Origin of the sequence: Chryseobacterium sp. Y16C (assembly GCF_022488405.1) — a bacterium.
Lineage (GTDB): Bacteria > Bacteroidota > Bacteroidia > Flavobacteriales > Weeksellaceae > Chryseobacterium > Chryseobacterium geocarposphaerae.
The window spans coordinates 26977-43969 of the sequence record NZ_CP092711.1 but is presented as its reverse complement, the minus strand read 5'-3'; the positions used below and the strand labels follow the sequence as shown (position 1 = coordinate 43969).

13 protein-coding genes are annotated in these 16993 nt (G+C 35.7%); all 13 read right to left on the bottom strand.

Going from position 1 to position 16993, the window contains the following annotated elements:
• Positions 1-100 precede the first annotated feature (100 nt).
• The 13 genes from MKS83_RS00160 to MKS83_RS00100 all read right to left on the bottom strand — a co-directional run bounded on the left by MKS83_RS00160 (position 101) and on the right by MKS83_RS00100 (position 16889).
• On the bottom strand, positions 101-1741 hold the full coding sequence (locus tag MKS83_RS00160) for an AarF/UbiB family protein (protein WP_240581429.1): 1641 nt from the start codon (positions 1739-1741) through the stop codon (positions 101-103).
• 456 nt (positions 1742-2197) lie between these two features.
• Positions 2198-3034 carry a prephenate dehydratase gene (gene pheA / locus MKS83_RS00155; RefSeq protein ID WP_240581428.1) on the bottom strand — a complete coding sequence of 279 codons (837 nt, stop codon included), beginning with the start codon at positions 3032-3034 and terminating at the stop codon, positions 2198-2200.
• Positions 3035-3107: 73 nt separating this feature from the next.
• Positions 3108-4637: a glutamine-hydrolyzing GMP synthase gene (gene guaA, locus MKS83_RS00150; RefSeq protein ID WP_240581427.1), complete on the bottom strand. Its 1530-nt coding sequence runs from the start codon at positions 4635-4637 to the stop codon at positions 3108-3110.
• Positions 4638-4969: 332 nt separating this feature from the next.
• Positions 4970-6208, bottom strand: a complete 1239-nt coding sequence (purD, locus tag MKS83_RS00145; RefSeq protein WP_240581426.1) for a phosphoribosylamine--glycine ligase — start codon at positions 6206-6208, stop codon at positions 4970-4972.
• Between the two features lie 90 nt (positions 6209-6298).
• The gene (purH, locus tag MKS83_RS00140; protein ID WP_100375092.1) at positions 6299-7816 is read right to left on the bottom strand and encodes a bifunctional phosphoribosylaminoimidazolecarboxamide formyltransferase/IMP cyclohydrolase; all 1518 of its coding nucleotides are present in this window, start codon (positions 7814-7816) and stop codon (positions 6299-6301) included.
• A gap of 235 nt (positions 7817-8051) precedes the next feature.
• Positions 8052-8618, bottom strand: a complete 567-nt coding sequence (gene purN / locus MKS83_RS00135; RefSeq protein WP_240581425.1) for a phosphoribosylglycinamide formyltransferase — start codon at positions 8616-8618, stop codon at positions 8052-8054.
• A gap of 67 nt (positions 8619-8685) precedes the next feature.
• Positions 8686-9678 carry a phosphoribosylformylglycinamidine cyclo-ligase gene (gene purM, locus MKS83_RS00130; RefSeq protein WP_240581424.1) on the bottom strand — a complete coding sequence of 331 codons (993 nt, stop codon included), beginning with the start codon at positions 9676-9678 and terminating at the stop codon, positions 8686-8688.
• A gap of 209 nt (positions 9679-9887) precedes the next feature.
• A complete protein-coding gene (locus MKS83_RS00125; RefSeq protein ID WP_100375088.1) occupies positions 9888-10439 on the bottom strand; it encodes an NADPH-dependent FMN reductase in 552 nt (183 codons plus the stop codon).
• A gap of 163 nt (positions 10440-10602) precedes the next feature.
• Positions 10603-11331 (bottom strand): pirin family protein, encoded by a 729-nt coding sequence (locus tag MKS83_RS00120; protein WP_100375087.1) that lies wholly within the window; start codon positions 11329-11331, stop codon positions 10603-10605.
• A 163-nt stretch (positions 11332-11494) separates the two neighbouring features.
• Positions 11495-12682, bottom strand: coding sequence for a hypothetical protein (locus MKS83_RS00115; RefSeq protein WP_240581423.1), 1188 nt, complete (start codon positions 12680-12682; stop codon positions 11495-11497).
• A gap of 189 nt (positions 12683-12871) precedes the next feature.
• Positions 12872-14371, bottom strand: coding sequence for an MFS transporter (locus MKS83_RS00110; protein WP_240581422.1), 1500 nt, complete (start codon positions 14369-14371; stop codon positions 12872-12874).
• Positions 14371-14883, bottom strand: a complete 513-nt coding sequence (locus tag MKS83_RS00105) for a nuclear transport factor 2 family protein (protein ID WP_240581421.1) — start codon at positions 14881-14883, stop codon at positions 14371-14373. The genes MKS83_RS00110 and MKS83_RS00105 overlap by 1 nt, the downstream gene beginning before the upstream one ends.
• A 149-nt stretch (positions 14884-15032) precedes the next feature.
• Positions 15033-16889: a glycoside hydrolase family 13 protein gene (locus MKS83_RS00100; protein ID WP_240581420.1), complete on the bottom strand. Its 1857-nt coding sequence runs from the start codon at positions 16887-16889 to the stop codon at positions 15033-15035.
• Positions 16890-16993 lie beyond the last annotated feature (104 nt).

Below are 16993 nucleotides of genomic sequence, written 5' to 3'. Positions count from 1 at the left end.
AAGAAAAAGCTTAACAGTAAGTTTGTCATTCTGACGTAGGAAGAATCTCAATAAAAGTAACAGACTCTTCCTACGTCAGAATGACAGATATGATTTATAATTATTTTCTTGTAATTCTCAGCAAAATGATGATCACTAAAAATATTGAAAAGATAAATCCTAAAACAGCAACCAATGACAACTCTCCGATTCTGGGACCAGCTTCTGAAACAAAAACAATTGATGTCGCAATAATATTGGCTCCTAAAACCACTGCTAAAATGAGATTAACGATACTTGACTTAATTAACTGATTCATTTTCTCCAGATTTTTTATCTCGCTGGAAACCGTAAATTTATTTTCGTCCAATTTTTGTAAAACCGAACGCAGTTCTCTCGGAATTTCATCCACATTATCCGTAAAATTCATTACCCGGTCGACTCCGCTTTTAAAAAGATTCTGCGGACTGATCTTTCGGGCAAAAATCTTTTTGGTAAACGGACTTAAACTTTTTACAACATCCAGATCCGGGTTAATACTTCTTCCAACTCCTTCTATCAAAGTAATTCCTTTAAACAAAAGATAAAAATAATCAGGCATCTGCAGTCGATTATCCGTCAGAACATCTTTCATCTTATTGATGATTACCTGCGCATTGATCTCTTTTAAAGAGGTACTGTGAACAAAATTCAGAATGTCTTCCACATCGTTTTCAAATCTTCTTTCATCCGGAATTTCATAGCTTATCGCCATTTTTTTAAGGTATCTTACAATTTTATGAGGATTTTTAGCCACGAAGCTTACAATAAGATTTTCCAGCACTTCTTTATCGTTAGGCGGAATTTTTCCTACCGCTCCGAAATCTATGAAAACAACTTTTCCGTCTTTTTTCACTAAAATATTCCCTGCGTGAGGATCGGCATGGAAAAAACCGTAATCCATAATCTGGGTCACGAAAAGTCTCAGACCAATCTCAGAGATGTTTACAGGATCTATATTGTTAGCCAAAAGTATCGATTTATCAGTTACTTTTATTCCATCAATAAATTCCATACAAAGAACATTATTGTTACAGAATTCTTCGTATACTTTCGGAACATAAGTTTCTTTATTGCTTTTGAAATTCCTTCTGAATTGCAGAATATTTTCTTTTTCGTTAATCAATGAAACTTCTTCAAGCAGAGATTTTTCGAAAGTGAAAATCGCCTGTTTCAGATTCAGTTTCTCTCCTATTTCTGAGTAAGAGGAAACGAGTTTTTCAAGGTCTTTAATCAGCAACAGATCATCTTCAATGACAGTCTGAACATCAGGTTTCTTAATTTTTAAAATCACCTCAGTTCCGTCATTCAGAATTCCTTTATAAACCTGTGCAATAGAAGCCGTTGCCAAAGGGACTTTCTGAATTTTCGTAAAATGATCATTCACAGAAATATCAAATTCATTTTCCAGAATATCCTCAACATTCATCTCTACCGTTTCGACTTTATCCTGCAACTTTTGTAATTCCTGAATCAGTTCTTTAGGAAGCAGATCTTCCCTGTTGCTGAAGGTTTGTCCCAGCTTTACAAAAGTGGGTCCCAATTCTTCTAAAACCAACCGGATTCTCTCATAAACACTTCCTTCAGAAACTATTTCATCCGAAGCTTCCTCTACCTTTTTCCCACTCTGCATTCTTGCCAATACGTCTTTGAAGCCGTATTTGCTTAATACAGAAAATAATTTGGCTGATCTTTTGAGTTTTCGTTGCTGCTTATCAAACATAATAATTCTAAAAATAGTTTGTTATAAGATATTCAAAATGGGAAAATTATAAATCTGTAGTTTATATTTTAGCTTTTGAAATATAAATGTAAACACACAATAAAGATAAAAATACTAAACCATGAATTAATATACTGTATTTCAAATGTTTTTCATTGCGAGAATAATACTTAATCAGATTAACAATCAACAGAATAAGCGTTAGAATAGGTAAAAATATTAAAAGTAAAACACCAAACCAGGTATGCAAGGTCCTGCTTTATCAAAATATTCTCCTAATAAGCTCAATAAATAGTAAGCAAGATAAAATACTATAGTTAGAATTGCACTTTGAAGTGCTTTATTTTTAATATTTAAAAAAGTTATCATAAAATATACTCAAAACTAGCTTATCGTTGCATTACAAATATTTTGACAGAGAAATTTAAATCAACTATCTAGATTTTTACACAATAATTATTCCACAAACAGATATTCATTATAATGCCCTAAAAACTTCACATTGGCTTTGAGCGCAATCAACTCATCAATCGCATTTTGAGATAAAACAGGATGCCATTCACTGGCTACATTAATGAAAAAAAAATAGTTTCCCAATCCTGTTTTCAGGGTACGGCTTTCAATTTTTGAAAGGTTCATTTTTCGCCATGCAAATACGGAAAGCACCTGATGTAGCCCTCCTGCATGATCTTCAGGAAGGGTAATAATCAGAGATGTTTTTTCTGAACTTTTTTGTAAGGGAAGTTCTAGGATTTCTTTGTTTTTAGATATCACTACAAACTTGGTATGGTTTTGTTCAAAATCCTGAATATTTTCGTGAATAATCTTTAAACCATACAATTTAGCCGCGGAACGGTTGGCTACAGCCGCCCACTTTTCATTTGGATTTTCAGATACCAGTTTTGCAGAAGCAGCAGTAGAATTAAAATCCTGCGATGGGATTCCGGGATAATTTTCGTGTCTGAAGTGATAGGTCTGTGCCAAAGCCTGCGGATGGGAAATGATCTTCTCAAACACTGAATTTTCAGGATGCACCATCAAATGATGGGCAATTGGCATCACCAATTCCGTTTCTATAAAAACATCGAAATTATAGAGATAATCCAACGTCATAGAAACCGTTCCTTCTATTGAGTTTTCAAGGGGTACAACAGCTTTATCAACCTCATTATTCATTACGGCATTAAAACAATCCAAAATACTGGATTGGGGTATTAATTCTTCGTGCGGAAATATCTGTGAAGCCGCTAACTGCGTAAAACTTGCCTGCGGACCAAGAAATGCTATCTTCATAGAACAAATGTAAAAATATTAAACAAAAAAATCCCGCCAAAAGGCAGGATTTATATTTAAATTCAAGTCAAAATTATTCCCATTCAATGGTTGCAGGCGGTTTGCTTGAAATATCGTAAGCTACTCTGTTAATTCCTCTTACTTCGTTAATGATTCTGCTTGAAACCGTATCTAAGAACTCGTAAGGAAGTCTGCTCCACGTTGCCGTCATAAAGTCGATCGTGTTTGCAGAACGAACTACTGCTGTATATTCGTATGTTCTTTCATCTCCCATTACTCCTACAGATTTTACCGGAAGAAGCACAACGAATGCCTGAGAAACTTTTTCATACAAATCGTTTTTGTACAATTCTTCGATGAAAATATCATCCGCTTCCTGAAGGATTCTTACTTTTTCAGCATCTACAGCTCCCAATACTCTGATTCCTAATCCAGGACCAGGAAAAGGGTGTCTGTGAACCAAATGATGAGGAATTCCCAGTTCTTCTCCTACTTTTCTTACTTCATCTTTGAATAATTCTCTTAGAGGCTCTAGCAATTCAAATTCCATATCTTCCGGAAGTCCACCAACGTTGTGGTGAGATTTGATTACTGCAGAAGGCCCGTTTACAGACTGACTTTCGATTACGTCAGGATAAATCGTTCCCTGGGCTAAGAATTTAGCACCTTCAATTTTATGAGATTCTTCATCAAAAACGTGGATAAATTCGTTTCCGATAATTTTTCTTTTGGCTTCAGGATCATCAACTCCGGCTAGTTTTGACAGAAATCTTTCCGATGCATCTACCATTTTAATGTTCATATGGAAATGTTCACCATAATTATCCATTACTTTTTTGCCTTCATCTTTTCTCAATAAACCTGTATCAACGAAGATACACGTCAGCTGATCTCCGATTGCTTTATGAATCAAAACTGCCGCTACGGAAGAATCCACTCCTCCGGAAAGTCCTAGAATCACTTTTTGATCTCCAACTTTTTCACGGATCTCTTCAACTGTTTTTTCGATATAGTTTGTCAGTTTCCAGTTTTTGTCCGCATTACAGATTCCAAAAACGAAATTCTCCAACATTTTTCCTCCTTCTTCTGTATGGGAAACTTCCGGGTGAAACTGTACACAGTAGATTTTTTTATCTTCGTTTGACATGGAAGCAATTACTCCTGATGTTGCGTTTAATTCAAAACCTGCAGGTAATTGTCCAACTTCATCAAAGTGGCTCATCCAAACTACTGAGTTATTAGAAACCCCTTTTAATAAAGAAGATTCTTTTACAATTTCTAAGTGAGCCTTTCCATACTCCCCTTTTACTCCTTTATGAACTTTTCCGCCTAAAAGGTGTGCTGTAAGCTGCATTCCGTAGCAAATTCCCAATACAGGAATTCCTTGTTCATATAATTCTTTTTCAACCAAATGAGCGTTTTCTGCATTTACAGAACTTGGCCCCCCTGAAAGGATAATTCCTTTTGGCTGTTTGTCTAAAAGTGTTTCTAATGGTGTATTGAAAGGTAAAATTTCAGAATATACTCCCATTTCACGGATTCTTCTTCCGATAAGCTGGTTGTACTGTGATCCGAAATCTAATATGATAATACCGTTGTTCATTTTTATAATTGATAAATGATGATTGATAAATGATGAGTTTTTAATTGTTTTAAACCTTTAAAAGAGTGTTTGTCATTCCGTAGGAATCTAAGCTATTTAAATTTTTATCATTGCAGTAGAGATTCCTACGGAATGACAAAAATTGGGTTCATTTTAAATCAAAACTTAACTCAAATATTTTTTAATTAATCTTTTAAGTTTTGGCTAAAGCCAATTCGATTTCATTTTTATTAATCGGGCTAAAGCCCGATCTTATTGATGGAAAGCTTTTCAATGATAAAGTCTTTACAAAAAAAGACCTGGATTTCTCCAAATCTTTTTTGATTTATTGTTTAGAACTTTCCGATGTCTTCTCTGTAGAAGCCATAATCGAAATGTACATGACTTGCATCTTCGTAAACTTTTTTACGGGCATCTTCGTACGTTGCTCCGGTAGCTACTATATTCAGTACTCTACCTCCGTTAGAAACAACTGCATCTCCTTTTTTAATTGCTCCTGCATATAAAAGCTGGCTGTGCTTCACTTTGTCTTCTCCTACGATTTCAAAGCCTGTTTCGAAGTTTCTTGGATATCCTCCTGAACACATTACCAGACAAACTGCTTTTTCGTCTTTAAATTTAAGTTCAAGATCTTTTCCGTTCATACAATCCTGAATAACATCTAATAGGTTGTTCTCCATAAGAGCCATCAATACCTGAGTTTCAGGATCTCCGAATCTCATGTTGTATTCAAGTAGATAAGCTCCGTTTTTAGTCACCATCAATCCGAAGAAAATGATTCCTTTAAAACTGAAACCTTCTCCTTTAAGACCTTTTAGAGTAGGCTCAAGAATATTTTTTTCAAAATCAGCATAATGCTCCTGAGTAAATTCAGGGCTTGGTGCTACAGTTCCCATACCTCCTGTGTTTGGACCTGTATCTCCTTTTCCTGCTTTTTTATAGTCTTTAGCAGCAATACAAGGGAAGATCTTTTCACCGTTTGAGAACGCAATAATTGACGCTTCAAAACCTTCTAAATATTCTTCGATAACGATACGGATACCTGCATCTCCGAATATTCTTCTGATCATAAAATCGTGAATCGTAGCTTCTGCTTCTTCTAATGTTTCACAGATCACCACTCCTTTGCCTCCTGCAAGACCACTAGCTTTAACTACCAATGGATATTGCTGTGTCTGAATATATTCCTTAGCATCGTTATAAGCATCAAATACGACAGCTTTTGCTGTTTTGATATCATAGGTCTGCATAAATTTCTTAGAGAAAGCTTTACTTCCTTCTAAACTTGCAACTTTTTGAGTCGGACCGAAAACTTTAAGATCATGTTTCTTAAACTCATCCTTCAACCCTGCAACAAGAGGAGCTTCAGGACCAACAATCGTTAAGTCTACTTTTTCTTTGATTGCAAAATCTCTAAGTTCTTTAATCTCTGATAAATGAACATTTTTCCCTATTGCATCGGTAGTAGCGTTTCCATTGGCAAAAAACATTTTAGTAACTCTAGAGTCTTTCTGAAGTTTTGCTGCCAAAGCAGATTCTCTTCCACCTTCACCTATGATTAATATTCTCATACTTTATTTATTATCTAGTCTTATTGTACAAATATATAATTTTGAATGCTATAAATACAATCTCAAAATTATTTTTTAATTCTATTTTAATTAGTGTAAAAAATGTCTAATCCCTGTAAACATCATCGGAATTTTATGCTCATTGGCAGCTTCAATACTGTCCTGATCTTTTACACTTCCTCCCGGCTGAATAATTGCTTTAATTCCTTCCTGAGCGCAGAAATCCACTACATCACGGAAAGGGAAAAACGCATCAGAAGCCAGTACCAGGTCTCCTGAAAATTTTTCTTTAGCTCTTTCAATCGCCTGTTGAGTTGCCCAGATTCTGTTTACCTGTCCTCCTCCGATTCCGAAAGCCTGAATTCCGTTTGAAACTACAATCGCATTAGATTTTACATATTTCACTACTCTCTGAGAGAATAATAATGCTTTTTTCTGCTCTTCTGTAGGCTGAGTTTCAGTTACCACTTTAATATCATCAGAGAAGATACTGTCGTTATCCTGAACCAAGATACCACCATCGATTTTCACCCAAGTCTGTTTGTCAGAAACAGGGTTTACGATTTTTATAATTCTTAAGTTTTTCTTCTTTCTTAAAATTTCCAAAGCTTCCTCATCAAATTCAGGAGCCATTACGATTTCAAGGAATGTCTTGTTTAATTCTTCAGCTGTTGCCGCATCAATTTTGTAATTCATTGCAACAATTCCGCCAAAGATGGAAACCGGATCGCACTCGAAAGTTTTCTGGTAAGTTTCCAATGCTGAAGTTCCGATGGCAACTCCGCAAGGTGTAGAATGTTTTACAGCACAACAAGCCATTTCTTCTTTGAATTCCGTAACCACTTTCCAGCAAAGATCCATATCACGAAGATTGTTGAAAGACAATTCTTTACCTCCCAACTGTTCGAAATCTTTCATTGCCCCGTTTTCGAAAGTAGAAACGTAGTAAGCTGCTGTCTGATGTGGATTTTCACCATATCTAAGGTCAGAAACTTTTTTGTAAGATGCATTAAGATACGTCGGATATTCTTCGTCTAAAAGCATTCTTGAAATCGCCGCATCATAAGCAGAAGTAAGATTGAATACTTTTCCTGCCAACCTTTTACGAGTTTCAATGTACGTATCTCCGTTTTGCTCCATTTCGATTTTCACTGCTGCGTAATCTTCTACGTCAGTAATTACCGTTACAGAATCAAAGTTTTTAGCTGCAGAACGAAGCATTGAAGGGCCTCCGATGTCGATGAATTCTACCTTTTCGTGAAGAGAAATGTTTTTGTTTACATTTTCGAAGAAAGGATAAAGATTCACGATCACCATGTCAATCAGACCAATTCCATGCTCCTGAACTGTTTTCATGTGCTCTTCATTGGAACGAACCGCCAACAATCCGCCGTGAACTTTCGGATGTAATGTTTTCACTCTTCCGTCCAACATCTCAGGGAAATTGGTAACCTCATCAATCTGAATTGGATTTAAACCAGCGTCTTTCAAATGTTTGAACGTCCCTCCTGTAGAAATCAATTCATAATTTTGGGCTTCCAAAAACTGTGCGAACTCTATCAATCCGCTCTTGTCAGAAACACTGATTAAAACTCTTTTTTTGCTCATTTTACTTTCGATTTTTTACTTTTTACAGCTATTTCAAACTGTAGTCCGGGTCTTTCACTTCCGGGCCTTACTTTATTTTTACTTAGATTTTCTTTGTTTTTCGAAATAATTTAAATCTAAATGTGTTTTTAATTCAAAAAGGTGATATCTTTTTTTACCACCCCGTCAAAAATTCTTTCTGAATTTTTGCCACCCCTTCAAGGGAAGGGAATTTTGTATCGCTAATAATTTGTGTTTAATTATTATTTAATACTTTATTGATTGCTTTTGGGAAAATCTCATATTCTATGATATGAACTTTTTCCGCTACGGTTTCCGGGGTGTCATCTTCTGTTACTTCAAATGATTTTTGAAGAATAGCTTCTCCTTCATCAATTCCTGAAGTCACAAAATGTACGGTAGCTCCGCTTTCTTTTTCCTTCGCTTCAATAACAGCATGATGCACATGGTGTCCCCACATTCCTTTTCCTCCGAATTTCGGAAGCAGAGCCGGATGAATATTAATTATTTTCCCTTTCCAAAGTTCACAAAACTCAGGTTTTAGAATGGATAAAAATCCTGCCAATACGATTAAATCAGTATTTTCAGGAATTGCTTTAGCCAATTCATCACTGAAATTCTTCCCTCTTGGAATCAGAATATTATCTATGTTATGATTTTTTGCTCTTTCAAGTCCGTAGCATTCTCTGTCGGCAACTACCAAAGATACTTTTGCATTCTGGATTTCCCCATTGTCAATGGTATCGATAATTCTCTGAAGATTAGTCCCTGAACCTGAAACGAGTATAACAATATTTTTCATTAATGAGTCAATTTGAAAATGAGTTAATTTGAAAATGAAATAGAAACATTATCTAATTGATAAATTTTCAAAATTTCAAATCAATCTTCTCGCTTCCTTTTGTAATTTCCCCGATCTCGTAAGCATCATCAAGAAGGTTTAGCACTTTTTCAGCTTTTTCAGCATCTACTACTACGATCATTCCAACACCCATATTGAATGTTCCGAACATTTCTTCACGAGCTACACCGCCTCTTTTTTCCAACTCAAGCATAATGCTTGGAATCTGAATTTTTGAAGCATCGATCGTCGCGCAAAGTCCGTCACCAATGATTCTTGGGATGTTTTCGTATAATCCCCCCCCTGTAATATGAGCAATACCTGCAACTTCAACCTCAGCAAGTACTTTATGAATATCTTTATAGTATAGTCTTGTAGGAACCAAAAGCGTCTCATATAAAGGTTTTCCTTCGAATTCTTCATTGAAATCCGGGAACACTTTTCTTACCAAAGAAAATCCGTTTGAATGGAAACCTGAACTTGGCAATGCGATAATTTTGTCTCCCGCTTTAATTTTAGATCCGTCAATAATCTGGTCTTTTTCAACAATTCCTACGCAGAACCCGGCAACATCGTAGTCTCCCGGCTGATACATTCCCGGCATTTCAGCAGTTTCACCACCGATTAATGCACAGTTGTTATCTTTACAGGCTTCTACCATTCCTAAAACGATTTCAGCGGCAATTTCTGAATCCAGTTTTCCGCAAGCCAGGTAGTCTAAGAAAAATAATGGTTTTGCACCATGACAAAGAATATCATTGGCACACATCGCGAAACAGTCGACCCCGATAGAATCATATTTTTTGGAGTCCAAAGCCACTTTAAGCTTTGTTCCCACTCCATCTGTTCCTGAAACCAAAACAGGATTTTTGTATCCGCCGATTTCGTAGAAAGCTCCAAAACTACCCAAATGATTCAAAACATTTGAATTGTGCGTTTCACCGACAGCTTTTTTAATCTTGTCAACCGTTTTGTATCCTTCTTCTTTGTCTACTCCTGCTGATTTGTAAGTGTTGCTCATGTCTACTTTTAGAAATTTATTTCAAACTTTTTATTCAAATTTAGAAAACAAAAAAGCCGACAATCTTGGTAGATTATCGGCCGTTGTTTTATCTCAGAATTTCAGAGCCCACAATATTCCCTTTCTTGGAAAAATACGGATTAAAGGAGGTCTGAATTTTCATCTTTTTTCTTTTTGCAAAGATATTAATTTTATATTAATTTTCAAATCTATTTTTCAAGGATAGATTCGATGGCAGAAATTTTCTTTATTTTCTCTCTTAATTCACTGTCTTTCTCTTCATTGGAAATCTTTTGAGCTGCTTTGTCAAAATTATCATTAAAGAAAGGCAATGAAAATGTTTCTACGATATTTCCACCGTGGAAAGGAAAACGTTTGGTTGCCGCTTCCAAAACTCCTGCTCCTCCTCTCGCTCCCGGAGCCGCAGACATTAGCAACATAGGTACTTCATTCCAAACCGTTCTGTCTTTGATTCTCGACACCCAGTCGAACACATTTTTAAATGCTGTAGAGTATGTCCCGTTATGCTCCGGTAAAGAAACCAACAATAAGTTTGCTCCGTCAATTTTTGCGGCAAAATCTTTTGCTTCCTGAGGAACTCCGTTTGCCAATTCTCTTTCGTGCTTGTAAATCGGCATTTCGAAAGGGTTTAAATCTACCACTTCTACTTCTGCATTTTCAAAAATTGATGCTGCATATGATACAAGGTGTTTATTCATGGATGCTTCGGAATTGGATCCCGCTATTGCTAAAATTTTCATTATTTTCTATATTATTTTAAATAAGTTTTTGTTTAATTACTGACACAAAGGTCGGGAAGATTTTCGTTAAAATCAATATTTATGTTTTAACCACCCCGTCAAAAGTTCTTTCTGAATTTTCGCCACCCCTCCAATGGAGGGGAATTTTACTTTACGAAATTATTTATTTTAAATAAGCCGGTAATTCCATTGGAACTTCCATTAAAAGAATTTCAGTGTCTTCAACTGCTTCGATATTGAAGCTTTGAGTATCCCAGATTCCTAAACCATCTCTTTCATTTAGAATTCTGTCTCCAATTTTTGCACTTCCTTTTAATACAAATGCATAGACTCCGTTTCCTTTTTTGTTAAGCATATAATTTTTACCGTTTCCTTTGGTAAAATTAGCTAAATTAAACCACGCATCCTGATGAATCCAAACCCCGTCGTCATTTTTATTGGGTGATAAAATCTGTTGGAAGCCATTGATTTTCTCTCCTTCTTTAATACTTTTCTGGTCGTATCTCGGTTCAACTCCCACTTCTCTCGGGAAAACCCAGATTTGCAAAAACTTTACAGCCTGATCTTTATTTTTATTGTACTCGCTGTGCATTACGCCTGTTCCCGCACTCATTACCTGAATTTCTCCTTTTTTGATAACGGCGGTTGTTCCCATCGAATCTTTATGCTCCAGATCTCCTTCCAAAGGAATTGAAATGATTTCCATGTCTCTGTGAGGATGTGTTCCGAATCCCATTCCTTGGGTTACGGTATCGTCGTTCAACACTCTTAACACTCCAAAATGTGTTCTTTCAGGATTTTGATATCCTGCAAAGCTAAATGTATGGTAAGAATTTAACCATCCGTGATTGGCATGACCTCTTGTGTCTGCTTTATGATATACTGTTTTCATACTGTGATTATTTATGGTACAAATGTACATCGTATAGCTTACGAAAATGTTGATGTAGGGTAAGAAAGGATTTCCGGTGTTATGTTTTATTGTTTTCTTCTTAAATTTAAAAAGCGAATTCAAATTGAACTCGCTTTTTGATATAGTTTATAAATTTTCCTAATTATTGTACTGTTAATGGGAGAGTAATTGTATTTGGTAAACCAATTGTAGCACGAGTCGTTTCTGTAGTTTCAACTTTCCAGCCATAATTTGTTGATGCAGATGAAGTACAAGTACCGGATACTTGATATAGATATGCTATTCCTACCATCGCTGCATTAGTTGCATACCCATTCGCATTTACATTATCTAGCTTAAAGAATTTCCCTGTTGTTCCTTCATAATATAAATATTTTCCATTTCTAATTTGTGTAGTATTATTTCCAGAGTTGACATATTTTATAGATCCGCTGCATGATGAATCCCCATAGTAGCTTTGCGTTCCCGGAAAAGTACCATCTATATTAATTGTTGTAATATATCCGTTACTTGTTTTAATTACATAGCTATTAGTTCCCATAGTTTGCACATATCCAATCAACTGATTATTTGCGTCAACTAATCTTCCTAACCCTTCACTTACCGAAGAGCCCCCTCCTGATGGAGTAGCCCAGGTTCCGTCTCCTCTAAGATATGTTGTATTATCTTTAGTTCCTGTTGCAGATATTTTAGCCAAAGTAATAGCATTATCCGCAACTTTTGCTGTAGTAATGGCATTGTTGGCAATGGTAGTTACGGCTGTACTGCTAATCAATACATCTCCCGTTGCAGTTTGGGGAGCCTGAGGAGAATATGGAGAAACAGAACTGGTTAAATAAACCTGTCCCCCTGCTGTTCCGTTTGTTAATCCCACTCCTGTTGCACCCGTAGCTCCTGTTGCGCCTTGCGGACCTGGAGGTCCTTGTATTCCCTGCACTCCCTGCATTCCATTACAGACATAATTTGTGGATGTCACTTCTGATGCATCAAGAACCCCGTTCGCATTAGTATCCTGTCCGCTTTCAACCTTCAATCCCCCTGTACTGCAATGTATACCTGCAGATTCAATGGTAGTTTTTACTAAAGCATTCAATGTAGAACTTCCCAAGGAAGATCTTGAAGCCTTACCTATAGTTCCGTCTGTTTTCATCACCAACACCTGATCGTAAGTAGAAGAACTGCTTCCATCAGTTAGTGAACGGACACGTAAAGTTCCATTGACGTCTAAAGTTTCTGTAGGTTGTTGAGTATTGATTCCCACATTGCCAGATTGAGCACTTATTGTAACTACACTGGCAAGGATAGCTACAAAAAGTAGAGTTTTTTTCATGTTTTTTGTTAATTTTTTTATTTTGGTAAAAAGTACACACAAATATATTGATTTTACTAAAAAAATAACTCTAAAATCAAGGATATATTAAATAAAATATAGGACAAATAAAATGGTGATTGAAAACCCTCTTTCAATCACCATTTTATAACCTTTAAAACTCTCTATATATAATTATGTAGAGGAATTTTAAAAATGTACCTGCTGGATTTCCTCTTCAATTTCTTTTGGAGTTTCAGTTTCTGATTTAATGAAAAACAAAGTTAATATTGCACCTAACAGCATACAAACTCCGCCAACAACAATATAATCGATAGCTTGCTTTCCAAAAATACCACTTACAATAGGTCCTCCGAAAACCCCGTTAATAATCTGAGGAATTACAATAAAGAAATTAAAAATCCCCATATAAACACCCATTTTCTTCTGTGGGATAGAATCTATCAGCATTGCATAAGGCATTGCCAAAATACTTGCCCAGGCAAATCCTAAACCTATCATTGAAATCCATAAATTATTAACATCTTTAATAAAATACATTGAAATCAGCCCCAGTCCTCCACAAGCTAAAGCTAAGGCATGAGTTTGTTTTTTTCCAATAAACTTCGCAATTGGTGTTAAAGCAAAAGCAAAGAAAATGGCATAAAAATTATAATTTCCAAATAAACTTCCTGTTAAATCTCCCGCTCTATTAAATTCTGCAGAATGAGTATCATCTGGTGATAGCCCGAAATGATGCGTTGCCAAAGCACTTGTTGTAAACACCCACATGGTAAACAATGCAAACCATGAAAAAAACTGAACTACTCCCAGTCTTTTCATTTGGGAAGGTATATTTGAAAAATCCTTGAAAATATCTGTAAATCTTGACGGTCGATCCTTTTCTTGTTTCTCTTCTGCAAATTCTGCAAATTCCTTTGGTGAATATTCTTTGGTTGTAAAAATTGTATAAAGAATTGACAAAATCAAAACTGCAGCTCCAATGTAAAATGCATAGATCACATTATCTGCTACAAATCCTTTCGGGGCAATATTAGATATTGATTTTATATTTAATATCCATTGAGGCAGGCCGAAAGACAAATTTTTTCTCAAGTAAAAATCAATATCTAGATTAATTTTTTGAAAATTTGCAAGAAAATTTGGTAACTCTGAACCTATCACCGCTCCTATTCCAATCAAAATTGTTTGTACCGAAAAACCAATAGTTCCCTGATGTTTTGGCAGCATATCTCCTACCAATGCTCGGAAAGGTTCCATGGCTACATTGATGGAAGCATCCATCATTGCAAGAAAAATCACCGCCAATAACAGAACATTTGCAGCCATCATCTGTGTTGCAGAAGCCGCATTCGGAAGCAATACCAAACCGATTGCACACAATACCGCTCCAATTAAAAAATATGGTTTTCTTCTTCCCAACGGGCTCCAGGTATTGTCACCCATGTGCCCGATAATAGGCTGAACAATTAAGCCTGTAACAGGCGCAACCAGCCAAAACCATGACAACTCATGAACATCAGCTCCGAAATTGGCTAAAATTCTGCTTGCATTTCCGTTTTGTAACCCAAAAGCCATCTGGATTCCTAAAAAACCCATACTCATATTGATGATTTGAAGCATGGATAAATTCGGTTTTGTTTTTCTTCCTAATTTACCTGCATCATATCTTCCTGCCATTTCTGCCATTATTTTTTCAGTTTTTGAATTAATGCATCTTCGATTGGTGTTTTTTCCACTACCACTTTATCTACTACCTCATTGGGTACAGTAACAGAAAGTACATATTGTTTTACTTTCCATTGTCCATTTATTTTTTCTACGACTCCGGAACCGCGGCAGATCTTCATTTGGGTATCCAACAGTTCATCAAACCAAGCCAGTTTTCTGTCTTTACTGAAATAAATATTCCTTTTTAATGAAGTAAAATTCCATGTTCTTTTTTTGTCGAAGTAAGGTTTTGCCCAGATCATAAATGATTTTTTATCCCAAACCTCGGTTGCATCTGTTCCGATAAACGTGGATTCGTCTGCAAAATAATTAAAGTAAGTATTAAAATCAGCATTCGCAGCCGCAACATTAAAGCTGTCGAGCATTGTTCCAATTTCTTTTTTTTCTTTTTCAAATTTTGCCTGAGCTGAAATGCCTATAAAACTCAATATAAATAGGATGAAGGTAAAGAATATTGTTGTTTTTTTCATATTTAATTATAAACCTTAAATTTTATTTTTAACGCAAAGAGCGCAAAGTTTTCTTTTTAACTACTAAATGTTTTTAAGTTCGCAAAGGCGTTTCACTTAAGTAAGATCACAAAGGTTTTAATTGCGAAAACATTTGTGCTATTCATGTTTTAATTCAATTCAATAATCATCGGTGTTTTTGCCGGTATTGTTAAAGTATTCTGCATCGAAAATTCCTTATCAGAGAGAATATCTTTTCCTTTTGTAAACCCGTTCAATGATTCTGCAAAATGTTTCAGGTCCAGTTTTTGTTCTTTTTCATCGTTATTCAGAATCACCATCACACTTTCTTTTTCATTATATCGAAAATACACAAAAACATTATTCTGAGGAACGAAATTTTTAGTTTTTCCTGTATGAATAACTTCATTGCCTTTTCTCCAATTCAATAATTTACGGGTAAACTGATAAAATTCCTTTTGCTCAGCGGTTTGGGAAGAGGGATCGAAAGCGTTCTGTTTATCAGATTTCCAGCCTCCAGGAAAATCTCTTCTGATGTCTGCATCTCCACCTTTATTTTTATCACCACGCATTCCTATTTCGGAGCCATAATAAATTTGTGGAATTCCGCGAACGGTAGAAATCAAAGTAAGGCCCAATTTATAGGCTTTAGGATCTGCATTAAAAATTTCATTCCATCTTTCCGTATCATGATTTTCGAAGAAAACCATTACGTTATTGATATTTGGATAAAGGAAATCACTTGTAAATACATTATAAATCTTCACCAATCCGGAATCCCAACCTTCTTTTTCTTTTAATGCTTTTGGTAAATCTCTATACAGCATAAAATCCATCACAGAAGGTAAATAAGAATTATAATTAGCAGCTTCTCCGGTTTTGGAATCTTTTTGCCATGCAGATATTTGTCCCGCTGTATACAACCATGTTTCTCCAACGATATTAAAATTCGGATATTCGTCAGTGATTGCTTTGGCCCATTTTGCCATGGCTTCTTTGTCGTTGTAAGGATAAGTATCTACGCGGAAGCCTCCCAATTCAGCATATTCAATCCACCAGATCGCATTTTGAGTAAGATATTTCAGAACCAGCGGATTGTTCTGATTGATATCGGGCATTGTGGTATCGAACCAGCCGTCTAATGCCAATTTTTTGTCTATTTCAGAGGCATTGGTATCAAACTGTGTTGTGGTTTTATAATTCGAACGTCTGAAACCGTTTTCTCCATCTTTAAACCAATGGATCCAATCTTTTGTCGGTAAGTCTTTGATCATCCAGTGAGAAACTCCCCAGTGATTGGTCACATAATCCATCACCAGCTTCATATTTCTCCGGTTCAACTTCTGGGAAAGCTCTTTATAATCTTCATTGGTTCCGTAGCGCTCATCAATTTTGTATAAATCTGTCTGGGCATACCCGTGATAGGAATATACCTTTTCATTATCTTCATTCACAGGAGTCAGCCAAACGGATGTTGCTCCTAAATTTTGAATATAGTCCAGATTGTTGATAATTCCTCTTAAATCTCCTCCATGACGGCCATTGGGAAGGTTTCTATTCGCTTTTTCCGTTAAATTAGGACTAGAATCATTCTTTTCATCACCATTCGCAAATCGGTCAGGCATGATCAGATACATCACATCTTTTGAAGTAAAGGATTCTCTATTCGCAGAATTCGGGTTTCTCTGCTTTAGTTCATAGGTGTAAGAGCCTATATTTTTTTTCCCGTTTTTAATGATAATCTTAAACTTCGGAACATTAATTTCATTGATATTAACCGTTACAAAAACGTAATTCGGGTTTTCAACTTTTTGGATGTTTTTTATTTGAACACCGTCCGAAAGTTCAATTTCATTCTTAGCAATATTTTTTCCGTACATCAAGATCTGAAGTTCAGGATTTTTCATTCCTTTCCACCAGAATGCAGGCTCTACCTTGTCTAAAGGTTTCTGGGAAAAGGCTACTGCAGCTACTGAAAGTGCAATAATTGCGTATATTTTTTTCATAAATTTTTGCTTAATAAGATTTTTGGCTATCCTGTTTTCAAAAAATATAATATAAATAGAACATATAAAAAATCCTTAAAGGCAAAACCTTTAAGGATTATAAA